This window comes from Pseudomonas sp. NPDC089569 (assembly GCF_050280625.1).
Classification (GTDB): domain Bacteria; phylum Pseudomonadota; class Gammaproteobacteria; order Pseudomonadales; family Pseudomonadaceae; genus Aquipseudomonas.
Genome location: NZ_JBNNVQ010000132.1, coordinates 1 through 14,866 on the forward strand (window position 1 = coordinate 1; position 14,866 = coordinate 14,866).

Sequence of the window (14,866 nt, forward strand, 5' to 3'; positions counted from 1 at the left end):
GGTAGTGTGGGGTTTCCCCATGTGAGAGTAGGTCATCGTCAAGATTAAATTCCAAAACCCCTATCTGCGTACGCAGGTAGGGGTTTTGTTTTGCCCGGAAGAAATGGGGTGTCGAACGGTTACGCTGAAAAAGTCATTTCCCATCAAGATTATTCTGTTGAGCAACAGTTGCGATTGCACCGCGTTGCTTCAAGAGAACGCCCCCACTGGCCGATAACCATAGAGTCAAAGCGATCTTCACGTTAGCCGCCTTCAGTTGCTATCGGCGGTGAAGAAAAATCGCTTGATAGCTTATGGCTACTGGCTATCATCTGCGCGCCGAAAGGGGCAGTGAAGCCGACCTAGTTCACGTTTCGTCATTCGGTCATTCCTCTTAAATTGCCTGGAAATCTTCGATGCTGTCGTATCACCAAAAGAGTTTTCTGATCGTCGATGATTTTTCGGACTTTCGCAGTTCGGTCAGGTCCATGTTGCGGGAGCTGGGGGTCAAGGATGTCGATACGGCCGACACGGGCGAGCAGGCGCTGAAAATGTGTTCGCAGAAATCCTACGATTTTATTCTGCAGGATTTTCACTTGGGCGATGGCAAGAAAAACGGTCAGCAGGTGCTCGAAGACCTGATGATCGAGAAGCTGATCAGCCATGAAAGTGTGTTTCTCATGGTGACGGCCGAAACCAGCCAGGCCATGGTGCTTAGCGCATTGGAGCATGAGCCTGATGCTTATCTGACCAAGCCGTTCAACCGTTCCGGCCTGGCTCAACGTCTTGAGCGCCTTGAGCAGCGCAAGACGCTGCTCAAGCCCATACTGCAGGCCCTCGACCGGGGCAAACCGGTTGAAGTGCTCAATGCCTGCATTGCCCTGTGCAAGCAAGACATCCGTTACTCGCCGCTGTGCTTGCGCTACCGCGCCGATGCGCTGCGCGATCTGAACCAGAACGAGGCGCTGGAGCGTCTTTACGACAGCATCATTGCTGATCGGCCGCTACCTTGGGCGTTTGCCGGCTTGGGTCAATTGCTGTTCAAGCGAGGTCAGGTCGCCCAGGCTAAAGGCGTCTACGAGAAAGCGCTGAAGGTCTTCCCGATGATGCCGGCGCTTTACGATGGGATGGCTGATGTACTGGTTGCAGAAGGGGATAGCAAAGGCGCCCAAAAAGTATTGGAGGAAGCGATTCGCCTTTCTCCATTGGCGGTACGCCGCCAGGCTCAGTTGGGCAAATTGGCAATGACCAACGAAGATTTCGACACGGCATCCAGAGCCTATCGCCAGGCTGTAAACCAGGGAGCCCAATCACGATTCAAGGATGCCGAAAGCAGCCTTGGATTGGCACATGCCCTGATCAGCAAAGGGAGCGAAAAGGGCCTGGATACTCGAACCCGGCTCGAAATCAATACGACGTTGAGTGCTGTCGCCAAGGAGAACCCATCTGATCCCGGTCTGCAGATTCGTGCTCGCCTGATGAAGGCCACCAGTTTGTTGCTCAACGACGGGGAGACGGCTGAAAAGCTTACCGAGCAAGCGATGATGCGCCTTGAGGGCATGGAGCAATTCATGAGTGCCGAAGCGGCGCTTTTGGTGGCCAAGCAACTGCAAATGCTCGGCAAGGCGGATGCCGGTGCCTCGATGCTGAAAAACTGCGCGGAAATCTACGGCGATGATCCGGCAGTGATGAAAGGCATTGCCAAGCTTACCGACGATCCGAACATTCTCAATTCGGGTAATGCTGCCGCCGATCTCAATCGACAAGGCGTGCGCGTGTACAAGACGGGCAATTTGGTGGAGGCTCGCGAAGTATTCCGCAAGGCCCTGGCGATGCAACCGAAGAACATCAGTATCGCGTTGAACATGGCTCAGGCATTGCTGCATGGCACTGATACCAGCGTCCCCTCGGCGGAGCTTGAAGAGTGCCGGACCTGCCTGAAAATGGTGGGATTGATGCCGGATACCGATGCACGTTATTCGCGTTACCAGAAACTCAAAATCAAGGCGTTTGGCGAATGAACGGCAACCAACAGGCGCTGGACTTTTCCACGGTGATTGCATCCACCGTGCACGACATGAAGAATTCACTGGCCATGCTGATGCAGGCCCATAGCCAATGGTTGGCGGGTCTGCCGGACCAGGCGCGCAAGTGTCCGGAGCAAGGGGTGATCGAATTCGAGTTCGCTCATCTCAACGGCATGCTTGTGCAGTTGCTGGGCCTGTACAAGCTGGGGGTCAATCAGTTGCCCCTGCAACCGGCCTATCATGAGCTGGATGACTTCATTGAAGCGCAATTGGCCTGTCATCAGGATGTATTTGCCAGCCGGGGCATTGCCGCGACCTACGAGGTCGATCCGTTGAGCCCTCTGGGCTTTTTCGATAGGGAGTTGATCGCTTCCGTATTGGCCAACAGCATCAACAACGCCATTCGTTATGCCCGTCACGCAGTATTGATCAGCGTCAGCGACGAAGCCGGGCAACTGGTGCTGACGATCAATGACGATGGTGACGGTTATCCTGCCGAGATGATTAAGCGTCAGGCCGATTATGTACAGGGTATCAACCACAGCAGTGGCAGTACTGGCCTGGGGTTGTATTTCGCCGGGCGAATCGCGGCATTGCATCAGCGCAATGGTATCGAGGGGCGCACCGAAATCAGCAATGGTGGTTCATTGGGTGGGGGTGTCTTCAGGCTCTATCTGCCCTGATCATCAGCACTCAAGGTGCAATGCTTTTTGTTTGACGCTGCTTGATATTCCGAACACGTGGAGCCTATTTTGTACGGGTCGCCGTTCGCGGCTCGCAGGAAAACAAGGATTGCTTCATGACAACCGATCGCCTGGGTTCACTCGCGCAGCGATTGAAGGACATTGATCAGATCGAATGCGTCACGCCGGACTTGAATGGTGTACCCCGCGGCAAAGTGATGACGGCCGAAGGGTTCCTCGAGGGAAGGCGTTTGCAGATGGCTCGGGGGGTGATGCTGCAATGCATCATGGGCGGGTATCCGCCTGCACGTTTTTACGGCAGCGATGATGGCGATCTGGCGCTGGTTCCGGATGCCACGCAAATCCACCGCTTGCCCTGGAGCAAACAGCCGCGCGCATTTGCCATTTGCGATGCAGATGAGTTGAGCGGCGAAAGCTCCAACCTGTCGACCCGCGGCCAACTCAAGGCTGTCATCAAACGATACACGGCCCTCGGCCTGGCGCCGGTGGTGGCGACCGAGCTTGAATTTTTTGTCTTTGCACCGAACATCGATCCGACTCAACCATTCCAGCCACCGCTTGGCCTGGACGGTCGTCGTGAGGATGGGCATTCGGCATTCAGCGTCAGTTCCAACAATGGCCTGCGCCCATTTTTCAGTGAGGTTTATGAATGCATGGCAGCGCTGGGCTTGCCTCGCGATACGTTCATGCACGAAATGGGAATCAGCCAATTCGAGATCAACTTGCTGCATGGTGATCCGCTGCTGCTGGCCGACCAGACATTCCTGTTCAAACATTTGCTCAAGGAAGTCGCGCTAAAGCACGGCCTGACCGTGGTGTGCATGGCCAAGCCCCTGGCGCATACGCCGGGCAGTTCGATGCATATTCATCAGAGCATCGTCGAGATTTCCAGCGGGCGTAACATCTTCAGTGACGATACCGGGGAGTCGACGGAAGTCTTCCGGTATTTCATCGGTGGTCTACAGGCCGCCATGGCGGATTTCACCGCGCTTTTCGCGCCGAATGTGAACTCCTACCAGCGTTTGTGTCATCCCTTTGCATCACCGAACAATGCTTGCTGGTCCTACGACAACAGGTCTGCGGGCTTGCGCATTCCAGCCAGCTCGCCGGTCGCGCGTCGAGTCGAGAACCGCCTGCCCGGCGCTGATGCCAATCCCTATCTGGCGATTGCCGCCAGCCTTGCAGCCGGGTTATATGGCATGGAGCATAAACTGGAGCCGAGCGCGGCTGTCCAGGGTGAACTGCAAGTGCCGGACAATCTTTCGTTGCCGTGTACCTTGCATGCCGCCCTTGAGCGTCTGAAACGTAGCCAATTGGCGAGGGAACTGTTCGGCGAGGAGTTCATCGAAGGCTACATTGCTTCGAAGACCATGGAGCTGACCAGCTTCCTTGATGAAATTACCCCCTGGGAACGGCGTGTTCTAGCAGCCCAGGCCTGACGAAATCTCGACATCGGGCTATCTTTTTCATTGCCCGATACTTACTGCAAGGAGCCGCTCGGAACGCCGATGCGCCAAATCTGGAAATCCTTTCGAGCGCTTTATTTCGCCTCGCTGATGATGTTGATCGGTTCGGGTCTGTTGAGTACCTACCTGGCCTTGCGCCTGGCTGCCGATCATGTCGACAGTCTGTGGGTGGGTGCTCTGATGGCTGCCAACTATTTCGGCCTGGTACTGGGCGGCAAGATCGGTCATCGGTTGATTGCCAGGGTGGGGCATATTCGCGCCTATTCGGCCTGTGCCGGGATTGTCGGTGCCGCGGTGCTGGGGCATGGCCTGGTGAGCTGGGTGCCAGCCTGGTTGTTCCTTCGAATGATCGTCGGCCTGGGCATGATGTGCCAATACATGGTTATCGAAAGCTGGCTCAATGAGCAGGCCGATGCCAAGCAGCGTGGCCTGGTGTTCAGCGGCTACATGATCGCCTCTTACCTGGGGTTGGTACTGGGTCAGTTGATTCTGGTCATGCACCCGGGACTGGGGCTTGAGCTGCTGATGCTGGTTGCCCTGTGTTTTGCCCTGTGTCTGGTCCCGGTGGCCCTGACCCGACGCATCCACCCGGCGCCTTTGCACCCGGCTCCGATGGAGCCCCGGTTCTTCATCAAGCGTGTACCGCAGTCATTGAGTACGGTGCTGGGTGCCGGTTTGATCGTTGGGTCGTTCTATGGCCTGGCGCCGCTATACGCCTCGCAGCAAGGGCTGACGACCGAACAAGTCGGCTTGTTCATGGGTAGCTGCATTTTTGCCGGTCTGTTGGTGCAGTGGCCGTTGGGGTGGCTGTCGGATCGCTATGACAGGGCACTGTTGATTCGTTGTTTCGCCTTCAGCCTGGCGTTGGCTGCCGCGCCGCTGGCGATCATGAAGCAGGTACCGCTGGAGATATTGTTCGCTGCAGGGTTCCTTTGCTCATTGGTGCAGTTCTGCCTGTACCCCTTGGCGGTGGCATTTTCCAATGACCATGTGGAAGGCGATCGCCGGGTATCGCTGACGGCGATGTTGCTGGTCACCTACGGCGTTGGCGCAAGTATCGGTCCGCTGGTGACCGGGGTGCTGATGAAGCTGTTCGGTAGCCAGATGCTGTATGCGTTCTCAGCCTTCTTTGCCCTGGTGCTGGTGTGGCGAATTCGTCCGAAGGCGGTGACCAACCTCCATCAGGTGGACGATGCACCTCTGCATCATGTGGCCATGCCGGACAGCATGACCAGTTCCCCACTGGTTGCTGCGCTCGACCCGCGGGTCGACGAGCAAGTGGTGCAGAATCAAATGCACAGTCCGGCGTCTTCCGAGCCTGTGCCCGAGTCGGAACCCAAAGGCGATACGCCTGCACAGGAGGAGCCGGAGGCGGGGCAGGAGCCAGGCGTTACTGAAGCCAGGCCTTGAGATTCAGGCATAAAAAAGGGCAGTCACCGCAAGGTGCTGCCCTTTTTTATGCGTTGCTATCAGAGGTCGTCTTTGTCGAAACGACGCGCTTCGCGCTGCAACTGATAGACAAATCGTTCGACTTGCCGTTGCACCAGTCCGCTCATGTTGTGGAAGCGAACGCCAGCGAAGGTGGTGGAGATTTTTTCTTCGAAATGCAGGTAACGCAGTTCGACAGGGGCCATCATCTTGCCAAAGGGCAGGGCGGCTGCGAACCGGTCGTAGACCTGACCCAATTGCAGGCTGCCGGTAATGTCGCCGTCGAAGCGCAGCTTGCAGCCAGTGGCAGAAATGTCGAGCAGCTTGCCAGGAATAGGGGTCTTGAGTTTCTCGCCATCCAGATCGACGTTCACCAACTGAGCCAGCTTCAGGGCTGCGCGGAACGCATTGCGACGCTGGTGGTAGACCACTTCGTCCGGCAACGTGCCACGGTAGCAGCGTGAACCACCGGATTCGTCGATGGTCAGCGGGCCATTGCTTTCCCAGGCAATGCGCACGCCCTCATGGAAGCCTTCAACCTTGTACGACTCGCCCGCCAGCAGATAGCGTTCGCCATCGCGTGGGATCATTTCGTCCAGAGCGATCATGTTTCTGTCACGGTCAATGTCCACCAGATAGCTCTGGAAACGCTGGCTGCGCTCATGGAATGTAATGATCAGCGGGTCTTGGCTCTCTTGCAGCTGACGAAGATTACCGGAGATTTCCAGGGGCGTGCTGAGCACCTTGGGCGGCTGCGGAGCATCATCCGCATTTAAGGCATTGGACACGGTTAATCAATCTCCAGACAAATTTTGACTACGGCTAGCCAGCATTTTGCCAGCATGTTTCGCGTCTTGATAGAGCGTGCTTTTCGGCGGGGTCAAGCCTGACTGAGTGGGCGCGGTTTCACAAGCTTTGAAAAGGACCCACTGGCGTCATAAAGCGCTGGAGGTTCGCCGCCTGTAAGAATTTTCAGCTGGGTGGCCGTGGCGGCCTGCTGCACGCGGATCGACTGGCCGTTATTGGCATTGATGGCCTGACACTGGTTCAGGAGGTCGGTCAGCACATCGCTTTGCGCCAGCAGTTCCTGGCCGATGCTCGACTGGCTGGCCAGCTGTTCCAGGCCGCTACGGTTGGCGGACAGGTTCAGGCTGGCGAGGATTTCACTGCGTTTGCGGCCGTGCTGATCAAGCAAAATGATCAGCGCCTGTTTTTGCGCCAGGATGTCTTCGAGCAAGAACATGTCGCGACCGTGCAAGGCGAGGGACTCGGTGCGCAGCAACTCCAGCAATTGTTGCGCTGGAGCAAAGTCGTCGGTGATCAGTTGCAGTAAATTAGTGTCGTGCATGACTGGCCTTGGGTTTTAAGCGTCCAAAAGCCTGGCGCGGGCCGGGGCCTAGCGCTGGGCTTCGAAATTGAGCAGCTTGCTGGCTACGCGGTTGCTGTCGACCTTATAGCTGCCATCTGCAATCGCTGCTTTCAACTCGGCCACGCGGGCTTTGTCGACGACAGGCTGATCGCGCAGCGTATCAGTGACCTTCTGCAACTTTTGAGCCTCATTGCTGAGATGTACCGATTCCCCGCTCTGGACGGTAGTGGCTTGATCGGCCGGAGTAGTCAGCGGCGCGGATTTGCCGGTTTCGGCGGTTTCCTGGCTGGCGCTGGTACGTGTACTGCCCGTAAGTGACGAGGAGCTGTTCAAACGGCTGAAATCGATGACCATGTTAAAAAAACCTCTGGGAATTTGGACGCTTGCCATGTTCTCGGCCATACCCGACAAAACTTTAGGCCCATTTATCAATGAGCCCGCGCGCGCCAACGCTTGCCCTGCATGGGGCACAGTGTAGGGAACAGCCTCGATCAGCGCCACATCTGAACGTACCCGGAGTTCTACATGGAAACTTCCACCTGCCCTGGCGCAGTGACTTGCGCCTTGATGACCCGCTGGGAGTTCAGGTTCTTCACCCGAATCTGTTCGCTCATGCCGCCATTGGACAGCGCCTCTCCGGGCATTCGCACGCTGAGCGTGCCGCTGCGGGCGGTGATTACCACCTGATCACCCTTGCGGACGACTTCAGCCTGTTCGAGATGCACCAGGGTAATGACCTGGTCGGCGACCATTGGTCGGGTCAATCGTTGCCCGATCGCCTGGTCCGCGGAGGTCAGGTAGCCCTGATTGATGGTGCTGATATCCCGCTCGCGCAAAATAACGTCTTCAGGTTCGACAATGCCGGCACGGCGCAGGGGTCTGGTGGTGGTCACGACCTCGCGAAACAGTCGTACTTGAGCGGGTACGAAGACTGTCCAGGGAGAGGCGCCCTCGCAGCGAACCTTGACCGTGACTCGCCCCAGCGGCTTGGCCGGACTCTCCAGTGAAGCAGTCAATTCCTTGTCGCACATCGGCATGCGCAGGCGCGGATCGAGTTGGCTGACCTGAATTTCATAGCGACCTTGCGTTTGACTGGTGGCCAGATAGTCCTCTACGGTGAATTCAAGAAAGCCCTGAGTGACGCCGATAAGCATGTCAGGCAAGGTAACTGAGTCAGCAATGGCAGGGCTGCCAGTGCTGAACAGGCAAACGGCGGCCAATGCACCCATCATTTTGCGGTAGGGTGTGATCAGGCGTCGGAAAAATGTCGGTTCTGTGTTCATAGAAAGGTAAAAAGCAAGCGTCGTGCCGTTTAGGGATGAATGTGCGTCGCAACAACACTTGGCGTTGGTGTAGGAGTCTGGGCATGGCTGGTGTAATGGATTCGGTGAACCAGCGCACGCAACTGGTGGGGCAGAATCGCCTTGAGCTGTTGTTGTTCCGTCTCGACGGCCAACAGCTGTATGGGATTAACGTGTTCAAGGTTCGGGAGGTGTTGCAATGCCCCCAACTGACGCTGATGCCCAAGTCCAGTCCTGTCGTGTGCGGCGTGGCGAACATACGGGGGGCGACCATTCCGATCCTTGATCTGGCAATGGCGACCGGCTCCGGTGCGTTGAAGGACAAGAACAATCCCTTCGTGATCATCACGGAGTACAACACCAAGACCCAGGGGTTCCTGGTGCGCTCGGTGGAACGCATTGTCAACATGAACTGGGAGGAGATTCATCCGCCGCCCAAGGGCACCGGCCGCGATCACTACCTGACGGCTGTGACCCGGGTCGACAACCAGTTGGTCGAAATCATCGACGTCGAGAAGGTGCTGGCTGAGGTCGCGCCGACTCCGGAGGCGATTTCCGCTGGCGTGGTGGATGTCGAAACCCAGCACAAGGCGCTCTCGCTGCGCGTATTGACGGTCGACGATTCGTCGGTGGCGCGCAAGCAGGTTACGCGTTGCCTGCAAACGGTCGGGGTCGAAGTGATTGCGTTGAACGATGGCCGGCAAGCGCTGGATTACTTGCGCAAGCTGGTTGACGAGGGCAAGAAGCCGGAAGAGGAGTTCCTGATGATGATCTCCGACATCGAGATGCCGGAGATGGACGGATACACTCTGACGGCCGAGATTCGCAACGACCCTCGCATGCAAAAGCTTCATATCATCCTGCATACTTCGTTGTCGGGCGTGTTCAATCAGGCGATGGTCAAGAAAGTCGGTGCCGATGATTTCCTGGCCAAGTTCCGTCCTGATGACCTGGCATCCCGGGTGGTTGACCGGATCAGAGAAGCAGATATCAGCTAGGGACGTCCCGTCCCTGGCACATCAACACGATTTAAGAGGCGGCAGCATTGTCTACGGGTAATTTGGATTTCGAACAGTTCCGGGTCTTCCTGGAAAAAGCCTGTGGCATTTTGCTCGGTGAAAACAAGCAATATCTGGTCTCAAGCCGTCTCAATAAGCTGATGGAGCAGCAAGGCATCAAGTCCCTGGGAGAGTTGGTTCAGCGCATTCAGTCCCAGCCGCGCAGCGGGTTGCGCGAGATGGTGGTGGACGCGATGACAACCAACGAAACCCTGTGGTTTCGTGATACCTATCCGTTTGAAGTCTTGAAGAACAAGGTACTGCCCGAAGCGATCAAGGCCAGTCCCGGCCAGCGCCTGCGGATCTGGTCTGCCGCATGCTCATCGGGTCAGGAACCGTATTCGCTGTCGATGTCCATCGACGAGTTCGAGCGGGTCAATGCCGGGCAATTGAGAATGGGGGCGCAGATTGTGGCCACCGATCTTTCCGGCACCATGCTGACCAACTGCAAGAGCGGCGAGTATGACAGCCTGGCCATTGGTCGCGGCCTGTCGCCTGAGCGATTGCAGCGATACTTCGACCCGAAGGGGCCGGGTCGCTGGGTGATCAAGGCGCCGATCAAGAACCGGGTGGAGTTCCGCTCGTTCAACCTGCTCGACAGCTACGCGAGTCTTGGCAAGTTCGACATCGTGTTCTGCCGCAATGTCCTGATCTATTTCTCCGCCGAAGTGAAGAAGGACATTCTGATGCGCATACACGGCACGTTGAAGCCGGGCGGCTATCTGTTCCTCGGTGCCTCCGAAGCGTTGAACGGCCTGCCGGATCACTACCAGATGGTTCAGTGCAGTCCGGGGATCATTTACCAGGCGAAGTGATCGTCTGGCGTTGTCAAAAAACGGGAGCCCTCAGGGGCTCCCGTTTTATTTTCTGCCGATTCTCGCCGGCACTGCATTGCCTCTGTGGGAGCGAGCCTGCTCGCGATCGCGTCCTGTCAGCCGAATTCAACATTACCTGCCACACCGCTATCGCGAGCAGGCTCGCTCCTACAGTCTTCGCCGACGTTCTGTAAGGGAAGCAAGCGGCAGAAAAGCGGCATCCGGCGGAAACCGGTTGCCGCTTTTCTGGCATTGCCGCCACTGCCACCGCCCGCAAAGCCCCGGTTTATGGGCTTTTTGAAGTTGGCATGGCGCTTGCTAAGTTCATGTTACGAAGAATCAGGTCACCCGAAGGTTTCCCGACATGAGCATCAGTTTCGATAAAGCGCTCGGCATCCACGAAAAGGCCCTGGGTTTCCGCGCCCAGCGTGCCGAGGTCCTGGCCAACAACATCGCCAACGCCGATACCCCGAACTACAAGGCTCGGGATCTGGAGTTCTCGAAAGTGCTCGAGGCACAGAACGAAAAAGCCACCAACGGCACGTTCGCATTGAACATGACCAACAGCCGTCATATCGAAGCTGAAGGCGTGGGTAACGGCGACGAGGCCTTGATGTATCGCACGCCGATGCAGCCGTCGATCGACCAGAACACCGTGGACGCTCAGCTGGAACAGTCGAACTACGCGCAGAACGCGATCAACTTCCAGGCCAGCTTCACCCTGCTCAACAGTAAATTCAAAGGGCTGGTGTCAGCCCTGCGCGGAGAGTAACCCATGTCTCTATCCAGTGTTTTCAACATTGCCGGTAGCGGCATGAGTGCCCAGAACACCCGTTTGAACACCGTTGCTTCGAACATCGCCAACGCCGAGACCGTTTCGTCGAGCATCGACCAGACCTATCGTGCGCGCCATCCGGTATTCGCCACCATGTTCCAGGGTGCCCAGAGCGGCGGTGGCGATTCGCTGTTCCAGAACCAGGATGCGGCCGGTCAAGGCGTACAGGTGTTGGGCGTGGTCGAGGACCAGAGCAACCTCGAGGCGCGCTACGAGCCCAATCATCCGGCTGCCGATGCCAAAGGCTACGTCTACTACCCGAACGTCAACGTGGTGGAGGAAATGGCCGACATGATTTCCGCAAGCCGTTCGTTCCAGACCAACGCCGAAATGATGAACACCGCCAAAACCATGATGCAGAAAGTCCTGACCCTCGGTCAGTGATAGGGGGCGACTCAGATGAGTGTTAGCGATACCACCAGCAGCTTGAGCCTTAACGACATCCTGGCCAACTCCTCGGTCAAGACCAGTACCACGAAAGATGGATTGGCATCGGCAACCAGCAGCTCCACGGGCAATCAGGCCTTGGGCAAGGATGCGTTCCTGCAGTTGCTGGTGACGCAACTGAAAAACCAGAACCCGCTGGAGCCCCAGGACAACGGCGCTTTCGTGGCCCAACTGGCGCAGTTCAGCAGCCTGGAAGGGATTACCACGCTCAACGACACCGTGAGCGGCCTGGCCAGCAACTACAACTCGTCTCAGGCACTGCAGGCCTCGTCGCTGGTCGGGCGTTCGGTTATCGCTCCCGGCAGCAAGGCGGTGGTCGATACCTCGAAGAGCTTCAACGGTTCGGTTGTCGTGCCTTCGTCGGTCAGCGGCGTAACGTTGAAAATCACCGACGCGGACGGCAACGCGATTCGTACCATCGACCTGGGCTCGCAAAGCGCAGGCAACGCCAGCTTCATCTGGGACGGCAAGAACGATGCGGGGGAGACGGTGACCGCGGGTACTTACTCCTTCGGCGCCACCTCCACCATCGATGGTCAGGCGGTATCGCTGATCACCAACCTGCCGGCGACCGTCAGCAGCGTGACCATCAGCCAGACTGGCGGTGAGTTGATGCTCAATCTTGCCGGGCTGGGCAGTGTTGCCCTGTCCAAAGTGCAAACCATTGGTATGTAAAGCCGACTAACCCGGCAAAAAGGAGTGGATTATGTCTTTTAACATCGGCCTTAGCGGTCTCTTTGCAGCCAACAAGCAACTGGACGTGACCGGCAACAACATCGCCAACGTGGCGACCACCGGTTTCAAATCGTCCCGTGCAGAATTCGAGGACGTGTACTCGGCAACCAAGCTGGGCAGCGGCAGCAAGACCGTCGGTAACGGCGTGCGCCTGGCCAACGTTTCCCAGCAGTTCAGCCAGGGTGACGTGAACAACACCGGCAACGTGCTGGACATGGGTATCCAGGGTTCCGGTTTCTTTGTCCTGAGCAACAATGGCTCGTTGACCTACACCCGTGCCGGTACGTTCAAGACCGACAAAGAGGGTTACGTCACCAACAGCGACGGCACGGCACGTTTGCAGGGTTATGGCGTCGACTCCAATGGCAAGATCATCAACGGCGTGTTGACCGACCTGCGCATTGACACCTCCAACCTGGCGCCGAAGTCCACCACCAACGTTTCGTCGACGATCAACCTGAACTCCACCGCCGATGTGATCGATCAGACGGTTGCGGCCAACAAGTTCGATCCGACCAAGCCTGCCACGTTCACCAAGCAGTTCAGCACACCGGTTTTCGATACGCAGGGCAACCAGCACACCATGGATCAATACATGGTCAAGACGGGCCCGAACACCTGGGATACCTACACCCTGATCGATGGCCGCAACCCGGATGGCACCGACCCGAATGCGGCAGCCACGCCTCCGGTTGCCTCGACCATGACCTTCGACTCGGCGGGTAAGCTGGTCTCGGTCAGCACTCCAAATCCACCGGGTGCGCCCGTGGTGAGCAGTGACCTGAAGATCACCAACTGGACGCCGGGCACCGTGAGCAATGGTGTCTGGACCGCAAACGGTGCCGCCGCCGACCCGTCCGGCTTGACCATTGCCATGGCCAACACCACGCAGTTCAACGCTGACACGGCGCGTTCGATTCCGGCCCAGAACGGCTATGCCACCGGCCAGATCACCAACCTGACCATCGACGGCAGCGGTGTGTTGCTGGCCAACTTCAGCAACAACCAGACCAAGGCGATCGGTCAGATTTCGCTGGCCAGTTTCACCAACGAGCAAGGTCTGCAACCAGTCGGTGGTACCAGCTGGAAGGAAACCTATGTATCGGGTATTCCTGGCTACGATGCACCGCAAACCGGTACCTTGGGTTCTATCGTTTCCAACTCCCTGGAAGAGTCCAACGTCAACCTGACCAACGAGCTGGTCGACTTGATCAAGGCGCAGAGCAACTACCAGGCGAACGCCAAGACCATCTCCACCCAGAGCACCATCATGCAGACCATCATCCAGATGACCTGATGCTCGATTGCGCTTTACAAGGAGCCCCTCGAAAGAGGGGCTTTTTTGTGCTCGCCGAAAAACTGTAGGAGCGAGCATGCTCGCGATGGAGGTTAACGATAACGAGGGCTTCCTGATTCCCCGTGTCGCCCTCAGGTTCATCGCGAGCGTGCTCGCTCCTACAGAAGGCAGACAGGCAGAAGGCAGGCGGCAAAAGAAAACCCCCGACCCGCCAGAGGCTGATCGGGGGTTTCGAGTAAGCGCCGTGCGGCGCCTACCGGCTCAGCTTATTGGCAAGCTTCGCAATCCGGCTCGTCGATGGCGCAGGCCTTCGGCACTGGAGCCGGGCCGGCAGGAGCGGCCAGGACCGAGTCATCGCCGTGGTTGCCACCGCTGGAAACAGCGTTCAGCTTACCGGTGTTGATGGTCGACTTCTCGGTGCTGGTCGCGGCCAGGGCACGGAGGTAGTAAGTGGTTTTCAGGCCACGGTACCAGGCCATGCGGTAGGTCACGTCCAGTTTCTTGCCCGAAGCGCCGGCAATGTACAGGTTCAGCGACTGAGCCTGGTCGATCCACTTCTGGCGACGGCTGGCCGCGTCGACGATCCACTTGGTGTCCACTTCGAAAGCGGTCGCGTAGAGCGCCTTGAGCTCCTGCGGGATACGCTCGATCTGTTGCACGGAACCATCGTAGTACTTCAGGTCGTTGATCATGACCGAGTCCCACAGGCCACGGGCCTTCAGGTCGCGAACCAGGTACGGGTTGATCACGGTGAATTCGCCCGACAGGTTCGATTTCACATAGAGGTTCTGATAAGTCGGTTCGATCGACTGCGACACGCCGGTGATGTTGGCGATGGTCGCGGTCGGTGCGATGGCCATGATGTTGGAGTTACGGATACCTTTCTGTACACGGGCGCGCACAGGTGCCCAGTCCAGGGTTTCTTTCAGGTCGACGTCGATGTACTGGTGGCCACGGGCTTCGATCAGGATCTGTTGCGAATCCAGTGGCAGGATGCCCTTGGACCACAGCGAACCCTGGAACGTCTCGTAGGCGCCGCGCTCGTCGGCCAGGTCGCAGGAAGCCTGGATCGCGTAGTAGCTGACCGCTTCCATGGACGTGTCGGCGAACTGCACGGCGGCATCGGAACCATAAGGGATGTGCTGCAGGTACAGCGCGTCCTGGAAGCCCATGATGCCCAGGCCGACCGGACGGTGCTTGAAGTTGGAGTTCTTCGCTTGCGGCACCGAGTAGTAGTTGATGTCGATCACGTTGTCGAGCATGCGCACGGCAGTGTTCACGGTGCGTTGCAGTTTGGCGGTGTCCAGCTGGCCGTTGAGTGGATGCCCTGGACGTCTGCGTACCTTTCGGTGGCGGCAAGCAGTCGGGTTTCGGCCGGGACCTCTCGCTGCACTCATTCGACAAG

Annotated in this window: 14 protein-coding genes and 1 pseudogene; 10 read left to right on the plus strand and 5 right to left on the minus strand. The window is 57.6% G+C overall.

Annotated features, from left to right (window positions below):
• Positions 1-395: 395 nt before the first annotated feature.
• From ACQKP2_RS29155 to ACQKP2_RS29170, 4 genes are all read left to right on the plus strand, one after another.
• Complete coding sequence (locus tag ACQKP2_RS29155) at positions 396-2,000, plus strand: response regulator (protein ID WP_427581685.1); 1,605 nt, start codon at positions 396-398, stop codon at positions 1,998-2,000.
• The gene (locus tag ACQKP2_RS29160) at positions 1,997-2,689 is read left to right on the plus strand and encodes a sensor histidine kinase (RefSeq protein WP_427581687.1); all 693 of its coding nucleotides are present in this window, start codon (positions 1,997-1,999) and stop codon (positions 2,687-2,689) included. Before ACQKP2_RS29155 ends, ACQKP2_RS29160 begins: the two co-directional genes overlap by 4 nt.
• Before the next feature lie 218 nt (positions 2,690-2,907).
• On the plus strand, positions 2,908-4,149 hold the full coding sequence (locus ACQKP2_RS29165) for a glutamine synthetase family protein (RefSeq protein ID WP_427581709.1): 1,242 nt from the start codon (positions 2,908-2,910) through the stop codon (positions 4,147-4,149).
• Positions 4,150-4,218: 69 nt separating this feature from the next.
• Positions 4,219-5,586, plus strand: coding sequence for an MFS transporter (locus ACQKP2_RS29170; protein ID WP_427581689.1), 1,368 nt, complete (start codon positions 4,219-4,221; stop codon positions 5,584-5,586).
• Positions 5,587-5,645: 59 nt separating this feature from the next.
• On the opposite strand, the gene ACQKP2_RS29175 is transcribed toward ACQKP2_RS29170, so the two are convergent.
• From ACQKP2_RS29175 to flgA, 4 genes are all read right to left on the minus strand, one after another.
• Positions 5,646-6,392 (minus strand): flagellar brake protein, encoded by a 747-nt coding sequence (locus ACQKP2_RS29175; RefSeq protein ID WP_427581691.1) that lies wholly within the window; start codon positions 6,390-6,392, stop codon positions 5,646-5,648.
• Positions 6,393-6,484: 92 nt separating this feature from the next.
• On the minus strand, positions 6,485-6,952 hold the full coding sequence (locus tag ACQKP2_RS29180) for a flagella synthesis protein FlgN (protein WP_427581693.1): 468 nt from the start codon (positions 6,950-6,952) through the stop codon (positions 6,485-6,487).
• 48 nt (positions 6,953-7,000) lie between these two features.
• A complete protein-coding gene (gene flgM, locus ACQKP2_RS29185; protein WP_427581711.1) occupies positions 7,001-7,327 on the minus strand; it encodes a flagellar biosynthesis anti-sigma factor FlgM in 327 nt (108 codons plus the stop codon).
• Positions 7,328-7,494: 167 nt separating this feature from the next.
• On the minus strand, positions 7,495-8,256 hold the full coding sequence (gene flgA, locus ACQKP2_RS29190; RefSeq protein WP_427581695.1) for a flagellar basal body P-ring formation chaperone FlgA: 762 nt from the start codon (positions 8,254-8,256) through the stop codon (positions 7,495-7,497).
• An 83-nt stretch (positions 8,257-8,339) separates the two neighbouring features.
• On the opposite strand from flgA, the gene ACQKP2_RS29195 reads away from it, so the two are divergent.
• The 6 genes from ACQKP2_RS29195 (at position 8,340) to flgE (ending at position 13,461) form a co-directional block, all read left to right on the plus strand.
• Positions 8,340-9,272 carry a chemotaxis protein CheV gene (locus ACQKP2_RS29195; RefSeq protein ID WP_427581697.1) on the plus strand — a complete coding sequence of 311 codons (933 nt, stop codon included), beginning with the start codon at positions 8,340-8,342 and terminating at the stop codon, positions 9,270-9,272.
• 47 nt (positions 9,273-9,319) lie between these two features.
• On the plus strand, positions 9,320-10,147 hold the full coding sequence (gene cheR, locus ACQKP2_RS29200; RefSeq protein WP_427581699.1) for a protein-glutamate O-methyltransferase CheR: 828 nt from the start codon (positions 9,320-9,322) through the stop codon (positions 10,145-10,147).
• Between the two features lie 364 nt (positions 10,148-10,511).
• Complete coding sequence (gene flgB, locus ACQKP2_RS29205) at positions 10,512-10,919, plus strand: flagellar basal body rod protein FlgB (RefSeq protein WP_427581701.1); 408 nt, start codon at positions 10,512-10,514, stop codon at positions 10,917-10,919.
• Between the two features lie 3 nt (positions 10,920-10,922).
• Positions 10,923-11,366: a flagellar basal body rod protein FlgC gene (gene flgC, locus ACQKP2_RS29210; RefSeq protein WP_427581703.1), complete on the plus strand. Its 444-nt coding sequence runs from the start codon at positions 10,923-10,925 to the stop codon at positions 11,364-11,366.
• 15 nt (positions 11,367-11,381) lie between these two features.
• A complete protein-coding gene (gene flgD, locus ACQKP2_RS29215) occupies positions 11,382-12,104 on the plus strand; it encodes a flagellar hook assembly protein FlgD (protein ID WP_427581705.1) in 723 nt (240 codons plus the stop codon).
• A 31-nt stretch (positions 12,105-12,135) separates the two neighbouring features.
• Positions 12,136-13,461: a flagellar hook protein FlgE gene (gene flgE, locus ACQKP2_RS29220; protein ID WP_427581707.1), complete on the plus strand. Its 1,326-nt coding sequence runs from the start codon at positions 12,136-12,138 to the stop codon at positions 13,459-13,461.
• Positions 13,462-13,727: 266 nt separating this feature from the next.
• On the opposite strand, the pseudogene ACQKP2_RS29225 reads toward flgE, so the two are convergent.
• A pseudogene (locus tag ACQKP2_RS29225) lies at positions 13,728-14,866 on the minus strand (ribonucleoside-diphosphate reductase subunit alpha); the annotation flags it as partial.

Coding starts and splice junctions, on each gene's coding strand:
- ACQKP2_RS29155 (WP_427581685.1), top strand. CDS start 396: ATGCTGTCGTATCACCAAAAGAGTTTTCTGATCGTCGATGATTTTTCG.
- ACQKP2_RS29160 (WP_427581687.1), top strand. CDS start 1,997: ATGAACGGCAACCAACAGGCGCTGGACTTTTCCACGGTGATTGCATCC.
- ACQKP2_RS29165 (WP_427581709.1), top strand. CDS start 2,908: ATGACGGCCGAAGGGTTCCTCGAGGGAAGGCGTTTGCAGATGGCTCGG.
- ACQKP2_RS29170 (WP_427581689.1), top strand. CDS start 4,219: ATGCGCCAAATCTGGAAATCCTTTCGAGCGCTTTATTTCGCCTCGCTG.
- ACQKP2_RS29180 (WP_427581693.1), bottom strand. CDS start 6,952: ATGCACGACACTAATTTACTGCAACTGATCACCGACGACTTTGCTCCA.
- flgM (WP_427581711.1), bottom strand. CDS start 7,327: ATGGTCATCGATTTCAGCCGTTTGAACAGCTCCTCGTCACTTACGGGC.
- flgA (WP_427581695.1), bottom strand. CDS start 8,256: ATGAACACAGAACCGACATTTTTCCGACGCCTGATCACACCCTACCGC.
- ACQKP2_RS29195 (WP_427581697.1), top strand. CDS start 8,340: ATGGCTGGTGTAATGGATTCGGTGAACCAGCGCACGCAACTGGTGGGG.
- flgB (WP_427581701.1), top strand. CDS start 10,512: ATGAGCATCAGTTTCGATAAAGCGCTCGGCATCCACGAAAAGGCCCTG.
- flgC (WP_427581703.1), top strand. CDS start 10,923: ATGTCTCTATCCAGTGTTTTCAACATTGCCGGTAGCGGCATGAGTGCC.
- flgD (WP_427581705.1), top strand. CDS start 11,382: ATGAGTGTTAGCGATACCACCAGCAGCTTGAGCCTTAACGACATCCTG.
- flgE (WP_427581707.1), top strand. CDS start 12,136: ATGTCTTTTAACATCGGCCTTAGCGGTCTCTTTGCAGCCAACAAGCAA.